Here is a 19,313-nt window from a genome sequence, read left to right on the forward strand (position 1 = left end):
CGGACCGCGGTGGTCCGGCCCGGCCGGCAGGAGTGAACGGGCCTACTTGGAGAGGCTGTTGCCCATGTCGGAGTCGAGCTGGTTGAAGCCCTTGCCGACGCCGTCGACGTACTTGGAGATGCCCGTCAGGCCCTCGACGACCGAGCGGTAGCCCTTGGAGAAGTCCTCGACGAAGGGCTTGAACTTGGTCTTGGCGGCAGGGGTGTTGTAGCCGTCCTCGGTCAGCGCGTCCAGGTCCCGCTTGATCTTCTCCAGCTGGGCCACGGCCGTGTCGTACTCGTTCATGGTGCTGGAGGCGGTCGCGGAGGTCTTCTCGTCGTTGACGATGTAGTCGGCCATCGGAATTCTCCCGTTTCTATATCGGTAATTCGCCGCTGTGCGGGCTTCTTTGGTGGCTTTTCTCTGGGCTTCTTGGTCCGGCGCCATACACACGTGGGGCGCGCGGAAGTGGTTCAGAGAGTGACGGGCTTTTCGTCGTTGGAATGCGCGAAGTCGACGTCGGCGTTGTTGTTCAGGCCGCCGAGCACCTTTGTGGGCAGACTGGAGATGGCCGTCTCGGGACCCTTGGTCTTGAAGACGTAGGAGTTCTCCAGCTGCTTGCTGCCCAGCGAGCTGCCGATGCCGTTGCCGATCCGGATGCCGGCGTTCTCCAGGGTGGTCAGCGGGTCGGCGTGGTTGGCGCCGATCTGGTAGGCGGCGCTGATGCCCTGGTTGAAGACGCCCTTGAGGACGCTGGTGACGGCCTCGTAGCCGTACTCGCGCAGGTCGGTCACCGCGGTGGGCCCGCTCGTGTGCGAGTAGTACTCGTGGACCGGCGAGTGCTGCTCGTTGACGGAGCCCGCCGCGTCCACGTCGGTGACGGTGTTGCCGGTGCCGTCCTTGACCTTGACGGCGCCGCTGTCGCCGACGCCGACGCCGAAGTTGGTCTGGTTGCCGCCCGGGGCGGTCTTGGTGACGGTGCCGTCCACGCCGTTTCCGCTGACGTTGAGGGTGGTGTTCTCGCCGCCTGCGTTGCTGTTGAACGTGGCGTTGCCGTCCGGGTGTTGGGTGATGGTCACGCCGTTGCCGGGATCGGTCGTGGTCGCCGTACCGTTGTTGAAGGTGCTGGTCGGGCCGCCGTTGGGGGTGGTGACGGTGGTCCCGCCGGGCCCCTGACTGATCGTGGTGCCGTTGCCGAGCGGTGCGTGCGAGGGTCCGACCGGGCCGAACTGGCCGTCGGGGAGGGTCGGGTGGACCACTCCGGGACCGGACAGACTGCCGTCCTTGCCGACGGTGACCGTGGCACCGTCGCCGCCGCCGGGCGGGGAGACCTCGAAGGTGCCCTTGCCCGTCGACTTCACGTCGAAGCCGCCGCCGTGCACCGTGGACTTGCCGCCGCCGACCGGGACGTCCACGCTGGGGCCGCCGTTGTTGCCGCCGACCTTGAAGGTCTCGGGGCCCGGGGCGTCCTGGGGGTTGAGCGGGTTGTGCGGGCCGTCGACCACACCGGACTTCTGGCCGGCGGTGCCCGCGTTCTCCTGGCCGCCGGGCGTCTTGGTGACGGTGACGTTGCCGGTGTCGACGGTGGTCTTGCCGCCGAAGAAGCCCTCGTGGTGCACGGTCGGGCCGTTGCCCGGCGTGGTCACGGTGATGCCGCTCGCGCCGTCGCCGTGGATCGTGCTGATCGGGGTCTGCCCGGGTCCGTTGCCGATCGGGTTCCCCGCGGTGTCGATGGGCGCGCCGGTGTTGGGGTCCACATGAGTTCCGGAGGGGCCGAGCTGGTGGACGCCGCCGGGGCCGAAGGTGCCCTGGGCCGGTCCGTAGGTGGTGGTGAACTCCCCCTCGTGGCCCGGGTTGGGGTTGTGGGTGACCGTGCTGCCGGGCTCGTGGATCGGGTCGGCGCCGTGGGTGGTGATGGTGGGGCCGTTCGGGCCGTTGGACAGCGTGTTCTGACCACCCGTCATCCCGGGCTTGCCGAACAGGCCCCAGCCCTCCTGCTGCGGGGTGGTGACGTTGACCTGGCTGTTGGTGCCACTGATGTCTGCGCCGCTCGGCGAGTTGTGGACGGTGGCCTGGCCGTTGCCGTCGACGCTGTGCCCGATGCCGGACCCCTCGTGGACGGTGGCGGTCACCGGGCCGTTCGGACCGTCGGTGATGGTGGTGGTGAAGCCGCCGTCGGAGTGGGTGATGGTCTGCCCGTCCGAGGTGATGGTGTTGCCGTGCGTGTTGATGACCGTCGTGTCGCCCGGACCGCCCGGAACGTTGGCGATGGACCCGTCGGGTCCCTGGGCGGTGAGGCTGCCGTCGGGGCTCACGGTGGCGGTGGTGGGCAGTCCGCCACCGTCCGGCTGGTGGGTGAAGACGACGTCACCGTTGCCGTTCACCGTGGTGGACACGCCCTGGCTGTCGATGCCGTTCGGGCCGAGCGTCGCCTGGGCGCCGCCGTCTCCGGCGTTGGCGATGGTGGCGACGGGGGTGGTGCCGTCGGTGTCGGGGTGGACGGTGATCTGGCCGTCGGTGACGGTGCCGTTGTTGTCGACGGCGAAGGTGCCGCCGTTGTCCGTGGCGACCGTGCCGGTCGGGCCGTGGTCGACGGTGGTGTTGGGGCCGGCCGGGGCGTTCGTGGAGACGGAACCGTCGTTGTTGACGGTGCCGTTCGCGACGTTGTTGCCGCCGACGTCGGTCTGGGCGCCGTTGTTCGTCAGGGTGGAGGTGCTGCCGTCGGTGGTGACCTGGGTCGGGGTGCCGCCCTTCGACGGGGTGACGGTGACCGCGGGCGGCTGCCCGGTGCCGTGATTGCCCACGGTGGTCGGAGTGTTGGCGCCGGTGCTCACCGTGGTACCGCCGTGCGAGACCGTGGAGATGCCGTCGGTGCCGTGGCCGACCTGGATCGGGTTGACGCCGGTGGTGGTGCCGTTGATGCCGTTCGGGCCGTGACTGACCTGGAACGGGCCGTGGTTGACGGTCGTGGTGCCGTTCGTCACCGAGGCCGTGGTGCCGTTGTTGCCGGTGACCGTGACGGTGTGGTGGCCGACGCCGTCCACGCTGACGGTGGTGTTGCCCAGGGTGACCGGGTTGCCGGGGGTGGGCTGCGGGGCGCCCTGGACGCCGGTGTTGCCGGGGCCCGGGGTGACCGTGATCCGGCCGTCCGGGTCGACCTTGAACTCCTGGCCGTTGTGCGCGATGGCCGCGGAGCCGTCCTTGTTCAGCGTGGTCGAGCCCGAGGTGATGACGCCGTCCGGCGACTGGTGGATGCCGTCGACGTCGAAGCGGCCGTTGGGATTGACGCTGAACCCCTTGCCGTCCGGTCCCTTGAACGTGACGTCGTTCGGTGAGAAGTCCACCGAGTGGGTACCGTCCGTGACCGAACCGCCGCCCGTGTGGTCGGTCTTGAACCCGCCGACGGAGACATCGCCGTTCGGGGTCACCGTCACCGGCGGGTGCCCGCCGGCCGGGGTCACGTCGAGCGTGCCGTTGTTCCCGTGGAACTGCACGGTGTCGGGGTTCGGGCCGCCGGTGTTCACCGTGAAGCCGTTGTCGCCGAGGGTGGTGGTGTGCCCGCCCGGCGTGGTGATGGTCGCGCCGCCGCCTCCGGGCAGGGTCGTCGTGGTGCCGCCGTCGGTGACGGTGACCGGGTTGTTGGTGTGCGCGGGCGGCAGCGTGACGCCCTGCCCGCCCGGGCCGCCGTTGTCGACGTGGATGGTGCCGCCGCCGTCGATCGAGGTCTGGGTGCCGCTGGGCAGCGTCACACCGTGGTCGAGGTGGCCCGCGTCGGCGTTGATCGTCGTGTGGTTGCCCAGGTCCACGCCGATGGAGCCGTTGCCCGGGTTGTGGGTGACGACCGGCGCGGCGCCGCCCCCGGGGTGCGCGGTGTTGAACACCGAGTGGGTGCCGTTCTGGTTGTCGACGGACAGACCGGGACCGTGCACCTCGGAGAAGCCGGGGCCGTTGGTGGCGCCGACGCCGCCGGGCGTGGAGATCTCATGGCCGTTCACCTGGAACTGCGGCGTCGGACCTGCTTCGCCCACGCCGGGCGTGCTGATGGTGGTGACTCCGCCCTGGTGGTTGACGTCACCGAAGGAACCGGATGTCTTGAACCCGCCGTTCGGCGTCAGCTCCGTACTGATCGTGGGCTTGTCGGCGCCGATGCCGAAGTGGTCGTTGATGCCCGGCCCGAACTCGCCGCCGACCGTGTTGATGCCGTTCTCGAGCTTGCCGGGGCCGGTCAGCGGGGTGTCGATCTTGGTCGTCGTACCGTTCGAGGAGATCTTGTCCCCGTCCGGCGACTTGATGGTGTTCGTGCCGTCCTTGGTCTCCGAGGTGAAGCCGTCGGGCGTGGTGGTCTTGGCCACCGGCTCGGGGTCGGCGTCCCCGGCGAAGGGCAGTTCGTTCGTGGTCGGGTCCGCCTTGGGCCCGCCCGGGTCGATCTTCCCCTCGGTCTTGGTCCCGTCCGGCGTGGTCACCTTGGTCTTGAGCACGCCGTCGGCCGGGTCCGAGCTGGTCGAGCCGTTGATGCCGTGGAAGCCCGTTTTCTGCGGCTGTCCCTTGCCGTCCACGTGCAGGATGCCGCTCGGTTTGAACTTGCCGTCGACGATGCCGAGGCTCCCCTTGGAGAACGCCTTGTCGATGTTGCTCTTGAACTTGCCCTTGGTGGTGAAGGCGTCCTTGATGCTGTTGGCGAACTTCGTGCCGCCGAACGCGGAGAGCACACCGCCCGACGCGGCACCGATCAGCGAGCCGATGGCGGCGGGCCCGAGGTCGAACTTCTTGCCGTCGGCCGCCGCGGTGATCCCGGCCGCGGCGAAGCCGAGCGTGAACTCGGTGCCCACGTCGAGCGCGACCTTGCCGGCGAGGGCGAGCCCCGGGTTCGCGCTGAGCCCCACCAGGCCCTTGCCCAGCGGGTTGATGACCTTGCGGACCAGCGTCGAGCCCTTGACGATCTTCGTCAGGGCGGCCGAGATGGTCCCGGCGCCTTTGCCCAACTTGGCGAGGGCCGGGGCGAGTTTGGCCAGCTTGGCCACCGAGGCACCCACCTTGCCGAGCGCGCCGAGCAGCACACCGCCGGGCACCAGGGTCAGGATGCCGATGACCAGATCGCCCACGTCGATCTTGCCCTGCGAGACCATCCGGATCACGGACAGGGCCAGCAGTGCGGCGCCCAGCAGCACGCCCACGAAGGGCAGGAAGACCGCGACGATGCCGACGATGATGCCCGCGATGATCTCGATGATGGGGTTGTCGGCGAGGAAGTCGCCGACCTTCTTGAAGAAGCCCCGCTCCGGGATCGCCTCCTTCGCCGCGTCGTCGAGGATGACCGACGCCCGGCGTGAGCCGTCCTCCCGCAGCCGCTCCGCGTCCCGGCCGAGCGCCTCGGCGGCCGACAGCCGGTCCTTCGCCGCATCCACCTGGTTCTGTTGGCTGTTGTGCGCGTCGACCTGGTCCGGAGTGGCGTCCGCGGCCAGTGCGGGCACGTCGGTCTTCGCGGTGTCCGCGACCTCCTGGCCCTCGTCGATCGCCCGGTCCAGCATCTCCTGGGCGTTCGTCAGGGTGTCGGCGTACGTGGTGTAGGCCTCGGCGGCGTCCCGGAAGGAGTCCCGGGTCTTCACCAGCATCCCCGGCAGGTCCTTGTTGATCCGCTCCCGCAGCGCGTCCATCGCCTTGCCCTGGCCCTGCCGGATCGCCCCGCCGTCGCTGAGCAGGTCGACGGCCTCACCCGCCCCGTCACCGAGTTCCTGGTAGGTCTTCGCCAGCGTCCGGATCGCCTCCGGATCGCCGGGGGTGGGGTCGCTCGTGAACCCCAGGACCTCCCAGCCCGTGGTGTGCCGTCGTGCCATCTCAGCGCCTCCCCGCTTCTGGTTCGTTGGGCGCCCTGTGCACGCGTGGCGCCGCGGAACGGTTCAGAGCGTTTGAACCACCCGCCCGCTCCGCCCGTGTGACGGCCGACGCGCTCCCAGCCGACGCGTCGACGGCCCTGACGGAGGAGGACGAGAAAGATGCGAGACGCACCAGCGACGGGCGCACGGACGACCACGGCCCGGGTACGGCGCACGGATGTGCAGCGCAGAACGGCACAGGCCATGGCGGTGTGCGGGCTCGCGCTCGTCACGTGGATGGCGCTGCCCGCGCCCGCCCACGCGGCGGTCCCGCAGCGGCCGGGGCAGGTGCTGCTGGCCGAGGACGTGACGAAGTTCTACGTCGTCAAGGAGCCGAAGGACAACGGCGGCAAGCCCGACACGCTCTTCGACATCGCGCAGCGCACCCTCGGCGACGGCAACCGGTTCGAGGAGATCCTGGTGCTGAACAGCGGCCGGGTGCTGCCGGACGGCTCGGTGTTCGTCAGCCCCGACCAACTCGAACCCGGCTTCCCGCTGATCCTGCCCGAGGACGCCTCCGGTTCCGGCGTCCAGGTGGGCGTGCTCCCCCAGTCCAAGTCCGCGCCCTCCGGGCAGAGTTCGCCCGCGGCCTCGCCCAGTGCGTCCGCTACGACCCCTGCGACGGCCGGCAGGTCGAGCGGACCGTTCGCCGCGGTCGGCGACCGCGTCCCGCTGCCCGCACTGGTCGGTGGCATCGCCGGCGTCACCGCGCTGACCGTGGTGATCGTCGCGCGCCGCCCGCTCGGCCGGGCCGCCCGGGCCACCGGTTCCGGGGCCGCCCGGGCGGGCCGCGTCCTGCGCCCCCGGCTGCCGCGCGGACTGGCGCTGGCCCTGCGCCGGCGGCGCCGGGGCGCCCTGGCCCGGCGGCTCGCGGCGGACACCCGTACGCCGGTGGTGGTCCGCCAGGCCCTGCGCGAGATCGTCCCCGCACACGACACAGACGCCTCGGAGACGACCCGGCCGGTCCGCGTCTACAGCGTGCTGGCGGAGCCCACCAAGCTGCTCGCCTCGGTCTCGGGTGCGAGCCAGGCCCCGGCACCGTGGACCGCGGTCGCGCCAACTCGGTGGGAACGCAAGGGACTTCCCTCGGTCATCGAAGGCGTCCCCTCGGCCGACCTCGGTCTCGCCCTGCCGCATCTGGCCCGGGTCGGCGTGAGCGAGCGTGACGCGCAGGTCATGGTCGACCTCGGCCAGATCAACGGCGCGCTGAGCGTCACCGGTGACCTCACGGTCGCCCAGGACACGGTGGCGGCGCTGGTCCGGGGTCTGCTCGAACTCCCCAGGCAGCGCACGGTGGTTGTCTCGGTCGACCCGACCGCGAACGCCCTGCCCGGGCTCAACGGCCTGGTGCGGGTGCGCTCCGTGTCCGACGTGAAGGGCCGGGCCCCCGAGGAAGTCCTCAACTCCGCCGAGGAGTTGGGCGTCGGACTGGTGCGCGGCGCGGCCCGGACGGGTGAGGTCACCGGGTTCGTCGTACTCCTGGATCCGCCGACCGCCGACGAGGCGCGGGCGCTGGCGGACCTCGCCGCACCCGAGGGCGGCGGCTGGATCGTCCTCACGGTCGGCGACGTCCCCGGGGCGCACTGGCGGTGGTACGCCGAGTCCGACGGCCTCGTCGACCTGGGCGTGCTGGGCCTGCAGGTGATCGTGCCCACCCAGACCCTCGTGGGCGCGGGCACCGGCCGCGTCTGACCTGCCGCAACGGCCGAAACACCCCTGACTCCGCCCCGGCAGCCGGTCGACCTCCTCCCCGGCGGCCGGGGCGGTCTCCCACCCGAACCAACACCCTTCGAACAGAGACGAGGCACAGCCATGCGCGCACTCACCTGCATCCCGGTCGCGTTGACGGTCGCGGCGGTCATGTCGACGGCCGCGTGCGGGAGTTCACAGACCCCCGCCGCTCCGGCGAACGCCGCGGTCGCGACACCGGCGGCCTCGGCCGCGACCACGGTCCAGGACGCCGGCGCCCAGCCGACGGAGGCAGGCAGGCTCAGCGTCTGGCAGAGCGCCGAGCTGGGCCCGGTCGTGACCGACGGTGCCGGATTCACCCTGTACCGCTTCGACGACGACACGGCCTCACCGCCCGCCTCCACGTGTACGGGCGACTGCGCCGCCGCCTGGCCGCCGGTCCCGGCGGACGGCGCCTCGGCGGGCCAGGGCATCGACCCCGCGCTGCTCGGCTCGGTCACCCGGCCCGACGGCACCAAACAGCTCACGGTGGCCGGCCGGCCGATGTACCGCTACACGCGGGACACCGAGCCCCGCCAGGCGAACGGCCACAAGGTCGGCGGGACCTGGTTCGCCACCGCACCCGACGGAAAGCGGGCCGGTCGGACCGAGAAGCTGCCCGCGCTCTCCACCGTGGCCGACCCGAAGCTCGGCGAGATCGTCCGGGACGGCAAGGGCCGTACCCTCTACCGCTTCACCAAGGACACCGCCTGGCCCATGAAGTCCAACTGCCTGGGCGACTGCCTGAAGCTCTGGAAGCCCGCCGCACCCGTGGACGTGCAGAACCTCAAGGGCATCAAACCCAAGCTGATCAGCACATACACCCGCCCGGACGGCAGCAAGCAGCTCTCTCTGAACTGCTGGCCGCTCTACTGGTACACCGGCGACCAGAACCCCGGCGACACGCTCGGCCAGGGCGTCGGCGGCACCTGGTTCGCGGTACGGGCCGACGGCGCACTGGCCCAGTGACGCGCAGCGCCTTTTTATTCTACAGAACCTTGACGTTCTGACGATCTGCTGTAGAGGATTCTCGTAACGGTACTCGCACCGGCACGAGGAGGCGCTCGGCATGGTGATGGTGTCCTTCGACCGGAGTCCGGACACGTACCGGCACTGGAAGCTGCGTACCGACGGCCCGGTCGCCTGGCTGGAACTGGACGTCGACGAGCAGGGCGGACTGGTCCCGGGGTACGAGCTGAAGCTGAACTCCTACGACCTGGGCGTGGACATCGAGCTGTACGACGCCCTGCAGCGACTGCGCTTCGAGCACCCGGAAGTGCGGGCCGTGGTGGTGACCAGCGCCAAGGAGAAGGTCTTCTGCGCCGGGGCGAACATCCGGATGCTCGCCGCCTCCGCGCACGAGTGGAAGGTGAACTTCTGCAAGTTCACCAACGAGACCCGCAACAGCATGGAGGACGCCTCCGAGCACTCGGGCCTCACCTTCATCGCGGCCGTCAACGGATCTTGCGCGGGCGGCGGCTACGAGCTCGCCCTCGCCTGCGACCGCATCCTGCTGATCGACGACAACTCCTCGTCGGTCGCGCTGCCCGAGGTGCCGCTGCTGGGCGTGCTGCCCGGGACCGGCGGCCTGACCCGGCTGACGGACAAGCGCCGGGTGCGCAAGGACCTGGCCGACGTCTTCGCCACCCGCCCCGACGGTGTACGCGGCAAGACGGCCGTGGACTGGCGGCTGGTGGACGAGGTGGTGCCGCGCCGGGACTTCCGTGCGGTCGTCGAGCAGCGGGCGCGGGAGGCGGCGGCCCGCAATCCCCGCCCGGCGGACGTCCAGGGCATCCGACTCGCCCCGCTGGAACGGGAGATCAATGAGCAGGGACTCTTCTACCGTTGTGTGCGCGCCGAGTTCGACCGCCCGGCGGGGCTCGTCCGCATCACCGTACGAGGACCCGAGGACGACAGCGGGGACGGCTGGCTGCTCGCCCTCACCCGCGAACTCGACGACCTGATCCTGCGACTCAGGACGAACGAGCCCGAGCTCGGCACCTGGGTGCTGCGCACGGAGGGCGACCCCGCGCTCGTACTCGCCCATGAACAGCGGCTGTTGAGCACGAAGGACGACTGGCCGGCGAACGAGATCCTGCACTACTACAAGCGCACCCTCAAACGCCTCGACGTCACCAGCCGCAGCCTCGTCGCGCTCGTCGAACCGGGCAGCTGCTTCGCCGGACTCCTGCTGGAACTGGCCCTGGCCTGCGATCTGCAGTACATGCTGGACGGGCCCCCGATCGAGGACCCGGACAGTGAGGAGCGTGCCCAACTCACCCTGTCCGAGGCGAACTTCGGCGTCTTCCCCATGGGCAACGGCCTCTCCCGTCTGCAGTCCCGCTTCTTCCGGCAGGACGACCACCTCGACTGGCTGCACCGGGAGGCCGGACGGCCCCTGAGCGCCGCCCAGGCCCGCGAACTCGGCCTCGTCACCGACGCGCCCGACGACATCGACTGGGAGGACGAGGTCCGTCTCGTCCTGGAGAACCGGGCCGCGCTGAGCCCGGACGCACTGACCGGGATGGAGGCCAACCACCGGTTCGTCGGCCCGGAGACCATGGAGACCAAGATCTTCGGTCGACTCAGCGCTTGGCAGAACTGGATCTTCGTACGTCCCAACGCCTCAGGTCCGGAAGGCGCGTTGCGCCGCTACGGCACCGGACAGCGGGCCGTCTACGACCGGAAGCGAGTGTGACCCGATGCCCACGGCCATCGACTACGACGCCAAGATCCCCAACAACGTCGGCCTCGCCGACGACCGCCGGCTGCAGCGCGCGCTGGAGGGCTGGCAGCCCAAGTTCCTCGGCTGGTGGGGCGAGATGGGCCCGTCGCTGGAGAACCACGGCGTCTATCTGCGCACCGCCGTGTCCGTCGGCCGCGACGGCTGGGCCCACTTCGACCACGTCAACGTGCCCGACTACCGGTGGGGCATCTTCCTGGCCGAGCCCACCCCCGATCGCCGTATCGCCTTCGGCGAGCACAAGGGCGAGCTGGTCTGGCAGCAGATCCCCGGCGAGTACCGCGCCGACCTGCAACGGCTGATCGTCATCCAGGGCGACACCGAGCCCGCCTCGGTCGAGCAGCAGCGCCTGCTGGGGCTGTCCGCGCCCAGCCTGTACGACCTGCGCAACCTCTTCCAGGTCAACGTCGAGGAGGGGCGGCACCTCTGGGCGATGGTGTACCTGCTGCACGCCTACTTCGGCCGCGAGGGCCGCGAGGAGGCCGAGGCGCTGCTGTACCGCAACTCCGGCAGCCCCGACTCGCCGCGCATCCTGGGCGCGTTCAACGAGGAGACCGCCGACTGGCTGGCCTTCTACATGTTCACGTACTTCACCGACCGGGACGGCAAGTACCAGCTCGGCTCGCTCAAGGAGAGCGCCTTCGACCCGCTGTCGCGGACCTGCACCTTCATGCTGAAGGAGGAGGCGCACCACATGATGGTCGGTACGACGGGTGTCGACCGTGTGGTGATGCGCAGCGCCCAACTGATCAGGGACCACGACACGTTGGACATCGCCGCGTGCGGCGGCATCCCGCTCGACATCATCCAGAAGTACATCAACTTCCACTACACGGTCTCCCTGGACCTCTTCGGCAGCGAGACCTCCACCAACGCGGCCAACTACTACACGGCCGGCCTCAAGGGCCGCTGGCAGGAGGAGCGGCGCGGTGACGACCACCAACTCACCGAGGACGGCGTCCTGTTGGACAAGCCGGCGGACGACGGCACCTGGGCCGTCGACGAGGTGCCCGCGCTGCTCGCCCTCAACCTGGACCTGCGCGACGAGTACATCGCCGACTGCCGGACCGGCGTCAAACGCTGGAACCGCATCCTCGACGAGCACGGCATCGACTTCCGCCTCAAGCTCCCGCACCCCGGCTTCAACCGCCAGGTCGGCCTCGCCTCCGGCCACCACGTCACCCCCGACGGCACGATCGTCGACGAGGAGACCTGGCGGGCGTGCCACCACCACTGGCTGCCGACCGCCGAAGACCTGGCGTTCGTACGGTCGTTGATGCAGCCGGTGTACGAGCGCGGGAAGATCGCGAGCTGGGTGGCGCCGCCGGTCAACGGGATCAACGGCAAACCGTTCGACTACGAGTACGTCCGACTGGTGTGAGGCGGTCCGGATGCCCGAGCTGTTCAACGCTGCGGACTGGCTGGTCGACCGGCATGTGAGAGGCGGGAACGGCGGCCGCACGGCCGTCGTCACCCCCAGCCGGACCCTCACCTACGAAGAGCTGTCCGGCGAGGTCCGCCGGGTGGCCGCCGGGCTGCGCGCCCTCGGCGTACGGCCCGAGGAGCGCGTCCTGTTCTGCATGGCGGACGACGTCGAGCTGTTCGCCGGCATCCTCGCCGCCTTCCGCATCGGCGCGGTGGCGGTACCCGCCTCGACGATGCTCACCGGCGGCGAACTGGGCAGGCTGGTGGCGGACTGCCGTACCCGAGTGGTGCTGGGATCCGAGGAGTTCGCTCCCGTGGTGCGGGCGGCCGTGCAGGAGGCTCCGGAGGTCGAGCACCTGCTGCTGGGCGACGACTGGCGGCGGCTGCTCGACGCGGGCCCGGATGAGGAGCCGTATCCCACCTGGCCGGACTCCCCCGCCCTGTGGCTGTACACCTCGGGCACCACGGGCACGCCCAAGGCGGCGATGCACCGGCATGCCGCCATCAGGTTCGTGGCTCGGACGTACGGGCGGCAGGTGCTCGGCATCGGCCCGGACGACCGCTGTCTGTCGGTCGCCAAGCTTTTCTTCGCGTACGGCCTCGGCAACTCGATGTTCTTCCCGCTGGCCGTCGGCGCGACGGCGTTGCTCGAGCCCGCCCGGCCCTCCCCCGCGCTGTTCGCCAAGCGGGCCGCAGCCGACCGGGCCACGGTCCTGTTCGGCGTGCCAGGGTTCCTCGGTGCGCTGCTCGCGAGCCTCGACATACCCGACGACGCCTTCGCGACCGTACGCGTGGGCGTCTCGGCCGGTGAGGCGCTTCCGGCGCGGATCTACCGGGGGATGCTCGAGCGGTTCGGCGTGGAGGTGCTCGACGGCATCGGGTCGACCGAGCTGCTGCACATCTTCATGTCCAACCGGCAGGGGCGCGTACACCCGGGTTCTTCCGGCGAACCTGTTCCGGGGTACGCCGTGGAGCTGCGGGACGTCGACGGCAGCGTGGTGGAGGGTGAGGCAACGCCCGGCGAGCTGCACGTCCGCGGGGAGTCGGCCGCCACCGGCTACTGGTGCCGGGCGGAGACCAGCCGGCAGGTCTTCCTCGGCGACTGGGTGCGCACCGGCGACACCTACGTCCGCAACGCCGACGGCACCTACACCTGCATGGGCCGCACCAACGACCTGCTCAAGGCCGGCGGCATCTGGGTCTCGCCCGCGGAGGTCGAGGAGCGGCTGCTGGCGCACCCGGACGTCGCCGAGGTCGCCGTGGTCGGCGCACGGGACGCGGACGGCCTGGACAGGCCGGTCGCCTGCGTGGTGCCGAGACCCGGGCACGAGGTCGACCCGGAGGCCCTGGTCGCCTGGTGCCGTGAGGGCCTGGCCGCCTTCAAGCGGCCGCGCGCGGTCATCGGGCTGCCCGAACTGCCCCGTACGCCGACCGGCAAGATCCGCCGCAACGTGCTGCGCGGCATGGTCCGCGACGACTCCGAGGGGGAGCCGTGATCGGCGGCGAGACGGTCGTGGACGCGCACGTCCACGTACCGAGGCTGTCCACCCTCAAGCCGTCCTGGTTCGAGTGGGCGCAGACCTTCGGCCGCGGACATCCCTGGCGCGATGCCTACGACGAACACGGCGACCCCGTGCCGGAACGGCTGGACGCACTGCTGGAGTCGGAGGGCGTGGACCGCGCCCTGCTGTTCTGCGAGTACAGCCCGCGTGCCACGGGGATCCAGCCGATCGAGGACCTGCTGCCGATCGTGGCGCACAACCCGGTCCGCTTCCGGCTCGTGGCGAACGTCAACCCGCACCTGCACCACCCGGTGGCGGCGGAGGCCGAACGCCAGCTGGACCTGGGCGCGGTGGCCGTCAAACTCCACCCCGTGCACGGCGGATTCGACCCGGCCGACAAGGAGCTGTACCCGCTGTACGCCCTGTGCGCCGAGCGCGGGGTCCCGGTCGTCGTGCACTCCGGCACGTCCAGCTTCCCCGGCGCCCGAGCGCGGTACGGCGATCCGCAGCTGATGCTCGACGCCGTGGAGGACTTCCCGGACGTGCAGTTCGTCTTCGCGCACGGCGGGCGGGGCTGGTGGTACGACACCGCGGCCTTCCTCGCCCTCGCCCGGCCGAACGTCTGGCTGGACCTCGCCGGGCTGCCACCACGCAGACTCCCCGAGTACTACGCCCGGTTCGACCTGCCGAGGCTGGCCGGCCGGTGGATCTTCGGAACGGACTGGCCGGGCGTGCCCGGAACCTCCAAGAACGTGGCCGCGCTACGGGAGTTGGGCCTGCCCGGGGAGACCTTGCGGGGAGTGCTGTCGGGCAATGCGGCCAAGGTGTTTCCCGGGCTGGGAGTGTGAGGGGGCGGGGCGTCAGTCGGCCGCCAGCTCGTCCCATCGCCGTTGCGCCGCCGTCGTCCACTCGGCGTGCCTGCCGTGGAAGAGCTCGGTCGCCCTGGCTCCGCTCCAGCCCGCCGGCAGCAGCTTCGGCGGCAGCCGCGGATCGAGGAACGGGAAACGGCGCCACTCGTGCACGAGCAGGGTCAGGGAGTGCAGGACGGGGTCGCCGTCGGCCGGGTGCAGTCCGGTGAACTCGTCGATGAAGGCCTCGTACCGGTCCTCCACCCCGCTCAGGTCCCAGGCCCGGGCCACCATCGCGGCCTCGCTGCCGACGGCACCGTAGGTCGCGGTGAAGGACATCGCGTCGTCGGCCAGCCCGAGCTCCTTCAGGACGCCGAGCGCCTCCGCCTCGCGGTCGGCCCGCGGTGTGATCCACACGCCGGGCTCCGGGGAGCCGAAGCCGGCCCAGCTGAGCCGCGTGCGCACCCGGTGCCGCAGGTCCCGCTTGGCCTCCGGCACGGAGACGAGGACCACCAGCCAGGTGCCGTCCCAGACGCGCTCGCCGCTGCCGAAGTCGTAGATGCGCTGTGCACCCTCGGTCAGCAGCCGCCGCCCGGGCGGGGTGAGGGCCCAGCGCGTCCGGCGGCCCACCCGCTCCGAGGCGAGCCAGCCCTCCGCGGCGGTCCGGGCGAGCGACTGGCGGGCCGACTTCTCCTCGACGCCGAACAGCGCGAGCGCCTCCACCAGGGCCGACGTCCACACGGGGCGGCCGCGGGGCAGGACGTACTCGCCGAGGACGGTCATCAGCAGCGACCGCGCGCTGGCGTCACCGACCTCCCGGCGCCGGCTGACCACCGGCCGTGCGGCCGCGTCCTTCGCCATGCCCCGTCACCCCCTCGCCGCCGGATTTACGTACACAATATCTTGTCGCAGCGCGAAGTATCAGTAGAGTGTCGCGACCCCTGGGCGACCGGGACCCGGGGGGGCCGGAACCCGTGTCAGGCACGGTGTCCCGGCCGCCCGGCCGCCGGTCAGGCCTTGGTCAGGGTGACGTCGTACACGTCGTAGGCGTGGAAGGCGGGCAGCGGGATCAGGCCCACGCCGCGGAGTTCGGTGACCGAGGCCTCGACGGTGGCCTCGCCCGGCTTGAGGCGCGGGAACGGCTTGCCCGTGTTCTCCCAGCGGTGCTCCGCACCGTCGCACACGGCGAGGGTGCCGCCGATGCCCTGGTGGAGGTTCGGGTTGTCCTTCATGCTCACCGAGGAACTGACGAAGGCCAGGCCCTCGCTGCCGGTGCAGCGGTAGGTGCCGGTCAGGGTGACGGTGCCGTCGTCGGTGACGCGGCCCGTCGGGTCGACGGTCACGGTCTGCTCCAGGGCGGCGCGGGGGTGCGTGGTCGCTGCCGCCGGGACGGCGGGAGCGGCGACCAGGAACAGCGCGGCACCGGCCGCGAGGGCCAGGGCGGATCGTCCGGACATCGGAAACCTCCTCGAGGGTGGGGCTTCCAGGGGTACCGGGCGCACCCGCCGGTGGCCGTCATCGTCACCCCTTCGGTGGCGAGTCCGCACCGACGGTCGTGGAACCGTCCGGGTGTTGTCCGCGTGTTGTCACGCTTCACGACAGGCCGTTCCGATGAGTTCGCGTCGGGAGCATGGTCTACCTATCGGGACCGGACGGACGGTCCCGACCGACGTGGAGGTGCGACATGTGTTCCCACCAGTCTTCGTGCCCTTCCTTCGACGGCAGCGCCGTGCACGTCGTCGCCGCCCATCCCGAGCAGGGCTGGAGCCTGCTGTGCGACGGGGCGATCGTCTTCGACGACACCGGCGAGCTGACGCCCGACGGCCGCGCCGTCGCTCCGCACCGGGTGCCGACCGAGCACCTCGCCATCGCGGCCTGACCGGCTCGGCGCGGTGGTGCTACGGCAGCACCGCGAAACCGTCGAGTTCCACCATCGCCTGCGTGTCCCACAGGCGTACGACCTCGACGACCGCCATCGCCGGATAGTCCCGCCCGGCCGACTCCCGCCAGATACGGCCGAGTTCGGGGGCGTGGATCCGATAGGCGGCGATGTCCGTCGCGTAGACGGTGACCCGGGCCAGGTCCCCGGGAGCACCCCCGGCGGCACGCAGCGCCGAGAGCAGATTGCCGAGGGCCCTCTCGAACTGCTCGGGGAGGGTGTCGCCGACCACTTTGCCGTCGGCGTCGAGAGCGGTCTGACCGGCCAGGAAGACGACGCGGGTACCGGTGGCCACGACCGCGTGGGAGAAGCCGGTGGCCGGGGAGAGTTCGGGCGGGTTGACGCGCTCGGTACTCACTCGGCGGCCCCCAGGGTCTCGGAAGTCTCCACGTCACTCTCCACGTCGGCGTACAACTCCTTTGCGATGATGCCCCGTTGGACCTCGCTCGCGCCCTCGTAGATGCGCGGGGCGCGCACCTCGCGATACAGATGCTCCAGCAGGTGGCCGCGCTGCAGCGCCCGCGCACCGTGCAGCTGGACGGCCTTGTCGACGACGTACTGCGCGGTCTCGGTGGCCAGCAGCTTCGCCATCGCCGCGCGCTTCGGGACATCCGAGGCGCCTTCGTCGTACGCCGTCGCCGCCGCGTACACCATGAGGCGGGCCGCGTCGGTGCGCAGCGCCAACTCCGCGACCTGGTGGGCGACGGCCTGCAGATCCCTCAACTTGCCGCCGAAGGCGTCGCGTTGGGCTGTGTGCGCGAGGGTCGCGTCCAGCGCGGCCTGTGCCATACCGACCGCGAACGCGCCGACGCTCGGACGGAACAGGTTGAGGGTGCCCATCGCGACCCGGAACCCGCGGTCGACCTCACCGAGCACGTCGTCGGCCGTGACCGGCACGGCATCGAAGCCGAGGGCGCCGATCGGGTGCGGCGAGAGCATGTCGAGGGCCGTGCCGGTCAGGCCGGGGCGGTCGGCGGGCACGAGGAAGGCGGTCACACCACGGGCACCGGCGCCCGGGGTGGTGCGCGCGAAGACGGTGTAGAAGTCGGCCTCGGGGGCGTTGGAGATCCAGCACTTCTCACCGGTGAGCCGCCAGCGGGAGGGGCCGTCGGCGTGTGCCGTCAGGGAGAGCGCCGCAGCATCCGACCCCGCCCCGGGCTCGCTCAGCGCGAAGGCGGCGACCGTCGTCCCGTCCGTCACGCCGGGCAGCCGGCGCTCCCGCTGGGCCGGGGTGCCGTACGCATGCACCGGGTAGGCGCCCAGGCCCTGCAGGGCGAGAGCCGTCTCCGCCTCCGTGCACGCGTAGGCCAGGGACTCCCGCATCAGACACAGGTCGAGGGCGCCCGAGGTGAACAGCCGCTCCAGCAGCCCGAGTTGGCCGAGCTCGGCGACGAGCGGGCGGTTGACGTGCCCCGGTTCGCCCTTCTCCGCGAGCGGGCGCAGCCGTTCCGCCGCCAGGGTGCGCAGCTCGCCACACCAGGCGATCTGTTCCGGTTCGAGCGAGAATGCGGGCATTGCCGGTCCCCTCTCTGCCGTGCCTCCCTCCGACGGTATCGCGTACTGTTGACTGCCGTCACCAACACGATACGCTCCATGTGCGAGCCCACCACGACGCCCAAGAGGCAAGGCAAGGGGGCGCACCGCCATGAACGTCTCGGCCCACGTCGACACCTTCGCGCGCGACCACCTCCCGCCGCCCGAGGAATGGCCCGAACTCCGGTTCGACCTGCCGGAGCTCCGGTACCCCGATCGGCTGAACTGCGCCGCCGAGCTCCTCGCCGGCGCCGACCCCGCCCGCCCGGTGTTCCACACCCCCGCGGGCCCTTCCTGGACGTACGGCGAGCTCCGCGCCCGCGTCGACCGCCTCGCGCACGTCCTCACCCGCGACCTCGGCGTGGTCCCCGGCAACCGCGTCCTGCTGCGCGGCCCGACCACGCCCTGGCTCGCGGCCTGCTGGCTGGCGGTACTGAAGGCGGGCGCGGTCGCGGTCACCGTGCTGGCCCAGCAGCGCCCGCACGAGCTGGCAGTGATATGTGACATGGCACAGGTCCGGCACGCCCTGTGCGACGTGCGGTCCATCGACGACCTCGTCAAGGCCGAGATACCGGGCCTACGGATCAGCACATACGGCGGCGACACCCCCGACGACCTCCTGCACCGCCCGGCGCCCGACACCCCGTACCAGACCGTCGGGACCGCGGCCGACGACGTCGCACTGATCGCGTTCACCTCGGGCACGACCGGTCGCCCGAAAGGGTGCATGCACTTCCACCGGGATGTGCTCGCGATAGCCGACACCTTCTCGAAGTATGTGCTGCAACCACATGTGGGCGATGTCTTCGCGGGCAGTCCGCCCCTCGGCTTCACCTTCGGCCTCGGCGGTCTTGTGGTCTTCCCGATGCGGGTCGGCGCCAGCGCGCTCCTGCTCGAACAGGCCCATCCCAAGCAGCTGTTGGCCGCTGTCGCCGAACACCGGGTCTCGGTCCTGTTCACCGCGCCGACCGCCTACCGGCTGATGCTCGACGAGCTAGACGCGTACGACGTCTCGTCCCTGCGCCGCTGCGTCTCCGCCGGCGAGAACCTGCCCGCCGCCACCTGGCAGGCCTGGCACGAGCGCACCGGTCTGCGCATCATCAACGGCATCGGCGCCACCGAGCTGCTGCACATCTTCATCTCCGCGGCCGACGAGCACATCAGGCCCGGGACGACGGGGGTGCCCGTACCGGGGTGGCACGCGCGCGTGCAGGACGAGAACGGGCAGCCCGTGCCCGACGGCGAGCCCGGCCTGCTCGCCGTGCAAGGCCCCGTCGGCTGCCATTACCTCACCGACCCGCGCCAGCGCGTCTACGTGCAGGGCGGCTGGAACGTCACCGGCGACACCTACGTCCGCGAGCCCGACGGCTACTTCCGTTACGTCGCCCGCGCCGACGACATGATCATTTCGGCCGGGTACAACATCGCGGGACCGGAGGTCGAGGACGCGTTGCTGCGCCATTCGGACGTGGTCGAGGCGGCCGTCGTGGGGCGGCCCGACGAGGCCCGCGGTCAGGTGGTCGTGGCCTTCGTCGTCCTCAAGGAGGGCGCCGAGCGGGACGCCGAATCCCTGCGCGCCTTCGTCAAGTCCGAGCTGGCACCGTACAAGTGCCCCCGGGAGATCGTCTTCTTGGACGCACTGCCGCGCACCGCGACCGGCAAGCTGCAGCGCTTCAGACTGCGCACCGAACGCAGCGCCGAAGGCGGCGTCGAACGTGACACCGAAGGTGACCAGCACTGATG

14 protein-coding genes are annotated in these 19,313 nt (G+C 71.0%); 8 read left to right on the top strand and 6 right to left on the bottom strand.

Features of this window, described 5'->3' with window-relative positions; translation table 11 throughout:
* Positions 1 to 42: 42 nt before the first annotated feature.
* Together ACFY1L_RS15960 and ACFY1L_RS15965 are read right to left on the bottom strand one after the other, a co-directional pair.
* Positions 43 to 339, bottom strand: a complete 297-nt coding sequence (locus ACFY1L_RS15960) for a WXG100 family type VII secretion target (RefSeq protein ID WP_361260604.1) — start codon at positions 337 to 339, stop codon at positions 43 to 45.
* A 113-nt stretch (positions 340 to 452) separates the two neighbouring features.
* Positions 453 to 5,813: a putative T7SS-secreted protein gene (locus ACFY1L_RS15965; protein ID WP_388823667.1), complete on the bottom strand. Its 5,361-nt coding sequence runs from the start codon at positions 5,811 to 5,813 to the stop codon at positions 453 to 455.
* Positions 5,814 to 5,972: 159 nt separating this feature from the next.
* On the opposite strand from ACFY1L_RS15965, the gene ACFY1L_RS15970 reads away from it, so the two are divergent.
* The 6 genes from ACFY1L_RS15970 to ACFY1L_RS15995 all read left to right on the top strand — a co-directional run bounded on the left by ACFY1L_RS15970 (position 5,973) and on the right by ACFY1L_RS15995 (position 14,098).
* Positions 5,973 to 7,544: a hypothetical protein gene (locus ACFY1L_RS15970; protein WP_388823669.1), complete on the top strand. Its 1,572-nt coding sequence runs from the start codon at positions 5,973 to 5,975 to the stop codon at positions 7,542 to 7,544.
* Between the two features lie 120 nt (positions 7,545 to 7,664).
* Positions 7,665 to 8,549: an SCO0930 family lipoprotein gene (locus ACFY1L_RS15975; RefSeq protein WP_388823671.1), complete on the top strand. Its 885-nt coding sequence runs from the start codon at positions 7,665 to 7,667 to the stop codon at positions 8,547 to 8,549.
* A 100-nt stretch (positions 8,550 to 8,649) separates the two neighbouring features.
* Complete coding sequence (boxC, locus tag ACFY1L_RS15980) at positions 8,650 to 10,278, top strand: 2,3-epoxybenzoyl-CoA dihydrolase (protein WP_388823673.1); 1,629 nt, start codon at positions 8,650 to 8,652, stop codon at positions 10,276 to 10,278.
* Between the two features lie 4 nt (positions 10,279 to 10,282).
* Complete coding sequence (gene boxB / locus ACFY1L_RS15985; protein ID WP_388823675.1) at positions 10,283 to 11,704, top strand: benzoyl-CoA 2,3-epoxidase subunit BoxB; 1,422 nt, start codon at positions 10,283 to 10,285, stop codon at positions 11,702 to 11,704.
* A gap of 10 nt (positions 11,705 to 11,714) precedes the next feature.
* Entirely contained in the window at positions 11,715 to 13,244 is a 1,530-nt protein-coding gene (locus tag ACFY1L_RS15990) for a benzoate-CoA ligase family protein (protein ID WP_388823677.1), read from the top strand.
* Entirely contained in the window at positions 13,241 to 14,098 is an 858-nt protein-coding gene (locus ACFY1L_RS15995; protein WP_388823679.1) for an amidohydrolase family protein, read from the top strand. The genes ACFY1L_RS15990 and ACFY1L_RS15995 overlap by 4 nt, the downstream gene beginning before the upstream one ends.
* A 12-nt stretch (positions 14,099 to 14,110) precedes the next feature.
* On the opposite strand, the gene ACFY1L_RS16000 is transcribed toward ACFY1L_RS15995, so the two are convergent.
* On the bottom strand, positions 14,111 to 14,959 hold the full coding sequence (locus ACFY1L_RS16000) for a PaaX family transcriptional regulator C-terminal domain-containing protein (RefSeq protein ID WP_388823681.1): 849 nt from the start codon (positions 14,957 to 14,959) through the stop codon (positions 14,111 to 14,113).
* Between the two features lie 149 nt (positions 14,960 to 15,108).
* The gene (locus ACFY1L_RS16005) at positions 15,109 to 15,555 is read right to left on the bottom strand and encodes a DUF6299 family protein (RefSeq protein WP_388823683.1); all 447 of its coding nucleotides are present in this window, start codon (positions 15,553 to 15,555) and stop codon (positions 15,109 to 15,111) included.
* 227 nt (positions 15,556 to 15,782) lie between these two features.
* Between ACFY1L_RS16005 and ACFY1L_RS16010 the strand changes: the two genes are divergently transcribed.
* A complete protein-coding gene (locus ACFY1L_RS16010; protein ID WP_388823685.1) occupies positions 15,783 to 15,977 on the top strand; it encodes a DUF5999 family protein in 195 nt (64 codons plus the stop codon).
* 19 nt (positions 15,978 to 15,996) lie between these two features.
* Here the strand turns inward: ACFY1L_RS16010 and ACFY1L_RS16015 are convergent, their stop codons facing one another.
* The gene (locus ACFY1L_RS16015) at positions 15,997 to 16,395 is read right to left on the bottom strand and encodes a RidA family protein (protein ID WP_388823687.1); all 399 of its coding nucleotides are present in this window, start codon (positions 16,393 to 16,395) and stop codon (positions 15,997 to 15,999) included.
* Positions 16,392 to 17,552: an acyl-CoA dehydrogenase family protein gene (locus ACFY1L_RS16020; protein WP_388823689.1), complete on the bottom strand. Its 1,161-nt coding sequence runs from the start codon at positions 17,550 to 17,552 to the stop codon at positions 16,392 to 16,394. Before ACFY1L_RS16020 ends, ACFY1L_RS16015 begins: the two co-directional genes overlap by 4 nt.
* 52 nt (positions 17,553 to 17,604) lie before the next feature.
* On the opposite strand from ACFY1L_RS16020, the gene ACFY1L_RS16025 reads away from it, so the two are divergent.
* On the top strand, positions 17,605 to 19,311 hold the full coding sequence (locus ACFY1L_RS16025) for an AMP-binding protein (RefSeq protein ID WP_388824025.1): 1,707 nt from the start codon (positions 17,605 to 17,607) through the stop codon (positions 19,309 to 19,311).
* Positions 19,312 to 19,313 lie beyond the last annotated feature (2 nt).

Source organism: Streptomyces sp. NPDC001663 (genome assembly GCF_042893105.1).
In the GTDB taxonomy this organism is placed as follows: Bacteria; Actinomycetota; Actinomycetes; order Streptomycetales; family Streptomycetaceae; genus Streptomyces.